Here is a 3,729-nt window from a genome sequence, read left to right on the forward strand (position 1 = left end):
TTAAAAAAGGAGAGATAACTGAAACTATTGTTAATAGTGATGAACAAACCCTTGACGAGGAAGTTCTCATAAAGATGGTGCAATAGGTTTTATTGGTTTTCAGATTGATTTAATTTTTTATTCATAATCCATGCTAAGTCATTATTTAGTTCCTTCTCCCTTGATGGGAGAAGGCGAGGATGAGGCTGAAAGGTTGGATTTAGAAACAAGTTTTGTGTTTTAAATTGAACTTGAGGAAAATATCCAAATATCCCCCTCACCTGAATCCTCTCCCACCAGAGGAGAGGAAAAAAAGAGAAATGGGAGAAGGTCAGGATGAGAATCTGGTAAGCTCCATGTCATGACATGGAGCTGCATTAAATAGGCATTGTATTTGTATCCCAACATTTTAAAAATATTTAATAGAGCTTGATTTAAAAAGAATGCTATTGGTTCAGAAAAGAAGAAGATCTGAAAGAAGGAGATTGCTCTTGAAAAAAAGGAACCAATCAACTCGAACCATCAATACCAAAGAATTTATTGTGTATATTGCCTTTTTAGCAATTTTTATCTTTTTTTCTATTATCCTACGAGGGCGAGGATTTCTCTCTTCGGAAAACTTGATGAACATTGCTCGTCAGACTGCCATGATTTCGGTTATGGCAGTGGGGATGACTTTTGTCTTAGCTGCCGGAGAAATTGATCTTTCGATCGGTTCTATTGTGGCATTGGCATCACTAACAACTGCATTAGCACTCCGCCACAGCTCCTTATTGGTTGGAGTTGTTACCGGGTTGGGTACCGGAGTTCTAATTGGTATGGTTAACGGTCTTTTTGTAGCTAAAATCGGAGTCCCCTCCTTTCTTGTCACCTTGGGAATGACTGGAATTATTACCGGATTAGCCCGCTGGATTACTCAACTTAAATCAATTCCGGTAACTAATAAAACCTATAATTTTATTTTTGGATCAGGAGATATCGGACCAATATCAATTCTTTTTGTTTGGACTGTTGTTTTGCTCATTATAGGTCAAGTTGCACTGAGGAAGACCAAATTTGGACGTTATGTATTAGCAACTGGTGGGAATAAAATATCTGCTCTGTATTCTGGAATCAATGTGGAAAGAATTAAATTTTCCGTCATGGTTTTGAATGGTGTCTTAGCAGCACTGGCTGGAATGCTATATGCTGGTAGGCTTCATGGTGCCCGTTATACTTTAGGTGAGACCGATTTGATGACGGTTATAGCAGCAGTTATCATCGGAGGCACCAGCATGTCAGGAGGCCGGGGTTCAGTAATCGGTTCCATTGTTGGTTCCCTAATAATGGGTATGATTAATAATGGATTGATATTAATGGGTTTATCCGTCGATCAACAGATGATCTTCCGAGGCTTGATCATTATCATTGCAGTTTCTTTAACCATGAGAGAAAAGAAAAAATAAAGGAGGACAATAGATGTCACCATCTTTGCCATTTTTACGCATACCAAAAACTGCTCAACTAGTCGTGGTAACCGATCTTGAACAGGAAAGCTTCCCTGTTATTCATTTAAAAAAATTATTTCCCGGAAGGGATTTTGTTGTCGTTTCACCACGAGATTTTAAAATTGGTGATTGGAAAAAGGCGGATAAAAACTTCGAAGGTTTTATTTATTTAGAAGAAAAGGAAAACCAACTTTTCCCCGTAAAACAACCGTCAGAAAATAAAATCCAGCTCCTCGAAGATGGTTTCCAAATTCAAACGGTGAAATGGCAGGAAATTCCATTGATACTCCTTTTAGGAGGTGGTCGTCCGGGTTTGATTTATGCGGTGAATGAATTGAGTCAGAAAATTTTATCTTATCAGGGTGAAGAGATAATCATCCCAAAAATTGACCTTGAGCAATCGCCTTTACTTCCTTATCGCTTGCTTTGGACTTGGGATCACAGTACCAATTGGTACTTAGAACAAGTCGGTATTCAGGAAATCGGTGCCATGAATTATTATTCCAAACCCCCAGAGGGTTTTTTAGAAGACTACTTTCGACTGATTGATTTTATGAGTCTCAACCGAATCGGGGGTGTCACTATTTACGGCTTTTTAAGAGATTGCCATGGAGGTATTGAAGCTGCTCAGAAACTGTGCAAATACGCTGCTGAAAGAGGAGTTAGAATTCTACCCGGGGTTGGTATCAATGCTTACGGGGGAATCTATTGGGAAGGAAATCACCGTTATAATTTAACCCAATGGCTCCGACAACGTCCGGAATTGAAAGCCGTATTAGGAGCACCGGCAGCTTTTTCTATTCCTGATCTACCTCCCCTTTGGTTTCCAGAAAATCAATACACCGATACTGCCTGCCCTTCTAAACCGGAAAACGCCCGATATCACGAAGAGGCTATTGCTTGGTTAGCAGAAACCTTCATGATTGGTGGGATTAATTTTGAAACCGGAGATTATGGAGTTTGTCAGTGTGAAGAATGTTCTCGAAGACGTAAAGAAAATTCAACCTGGTCGTTGCAGGATATGGCTCTCCTTTACCCACATCTATTTTCGGCTGCTCGAAATCAGCGTCAAGACCTCTGGTTGGTAAGCGAGGCTTATTGGGATAACCTTTTGAACCGCCAAGTTCTTCAGTCTCTTGAAGAATTGCCTGACGAGGCAATTTATCAATTTTGTTTTAATCGCTCTTATTGGCCTCGTTTAAAAACTGATTTAACCAAGGAATATGTTCAAGGATTACCCAGAAGTAAAAATATCTTTCGCACCCATATGGGTTCGCAATGGAATCGGGAACGGTATGAATTGGTTGCTGACCGTTTCGCCGAAATGATGCAGTTGGCTTTTAAAAGTGGAATGAAGGGTGCAACCATTTTTGGTGAGGTCAGTGCGTTTAGCGTCGTCAATGAGGTCAATTATTTAGCATTTGCTCGCTTTGGCTATCAACCAACGCTGACTTGGGAGAAGTTTATTGAAAAAGACCTTGGTCCACTGTTTGGAGGAAAGCTGGCTACCGAGATTTATCTTCGACTACTTACTGTTCCATTCCAAAAAGCTATTCTTGATCAAGCGATTGGCGAGGCACGGGAAATGAGTCGTTCATTGAGTGGGGAGCAGTATCGACGGTGGATATGGCTTCAAAATCGCCTGATGCAAAAGAAAGCTATGACGGTAGATTAATATTTAGTTCTTCAGGCAATGCTTGAAGAATGAATGAAGGAGAGGATGAGGGTGAGACCCATGAATGAAATCCAGGTTTGGTGTTTTGAAATGAAGCTTATGGAAGATATACAAGTTCCCCCTCACCTTAATCCTCTCCCACCAGGGGAGAGGAAAAAATAAGATAGAACTCTCCCATCAGGGAAGATTTGGTAGGGACTTGATTTATCAAGTCCGCAAATTGGTTTACAGGACAGATATAGGAGCTCGACCAGTGAGTGGTTTTTTCATCACCACAGCTTGGGCAGCTGCCAGGGCTGAACAAGGTCGACTGGAATAAGTACATAGATAGGTGCTTACCAAAGGAAATTCGGAAAGTTCATAGGAACTGCGAAAAGCAAGAACAATCATTCGTTCACCCATGGATACTGATAATTTATTTACTAACTGTTTTTGAAGATTGGTTTCAAAATCCGTTCCGGGAAGTGGATAATCTTCAGTCGCTGCAATGAAGGAATTAGCTGATAGTAATGGCACGGGAATAGCTTCATCCTTCAAATCTTCATAGTAATAAACTTTAATACCAACACCTAACCGAATGAGTTCTTT

The 3,729-nt window shown here is 40.4% G+C and carries 2 protein-coding genes and 1 pseudogene; 2 read left to right on the forward strand and 1 reads right to left on the reverse strand.

The annotated features are described in order from the left end of the window. Nucleotides 1-470: 470 nt before the first annotated feature. Nucleotides 471-1,424, forward strand: a complete 954-nt coding sequence (locus PLK24_RS09640) for an ABC transporter permease (protein WP_324478601.1) — start codon at nt 471-473, stop codon at nt 1,422-1,424. A gap of 13 nt (nt 1,425-1,437) precedes the next feature. Beyond that, nucleotides 1,438-3,141 carry a hypothetical protein gene (locus PLK24_RS09645; RefSeq protein WP_324478603.1) on the forward strand — a complete coding sequence of 568 codons (1,704 nt, stop codon included), beginning with the start codon at nt 1,438-1,440 and terminating at the stop codon, nt 3,139-3,141. Between the two features lie 225 nt (nt 3,142-3,366). Here the strand turns inward: PLK24_RS09645 and PLK24_RS09650 are convergent. Then, nucleotides 3,367-3,729, reverse strand: a pseudogene (locus tag PLK24_RS09650) (hypothetical protein); the annotation flags it as partial.

This window comes from Atribacter sp. (assembly GCF_035418125.1).
Taxonomy (GTDB): domain Bacteria; phylum Atribacterota; class Atribacteria; order Atribacterales; family Atribacteraceae; genus Atribacter; species Atribacter allofermentans.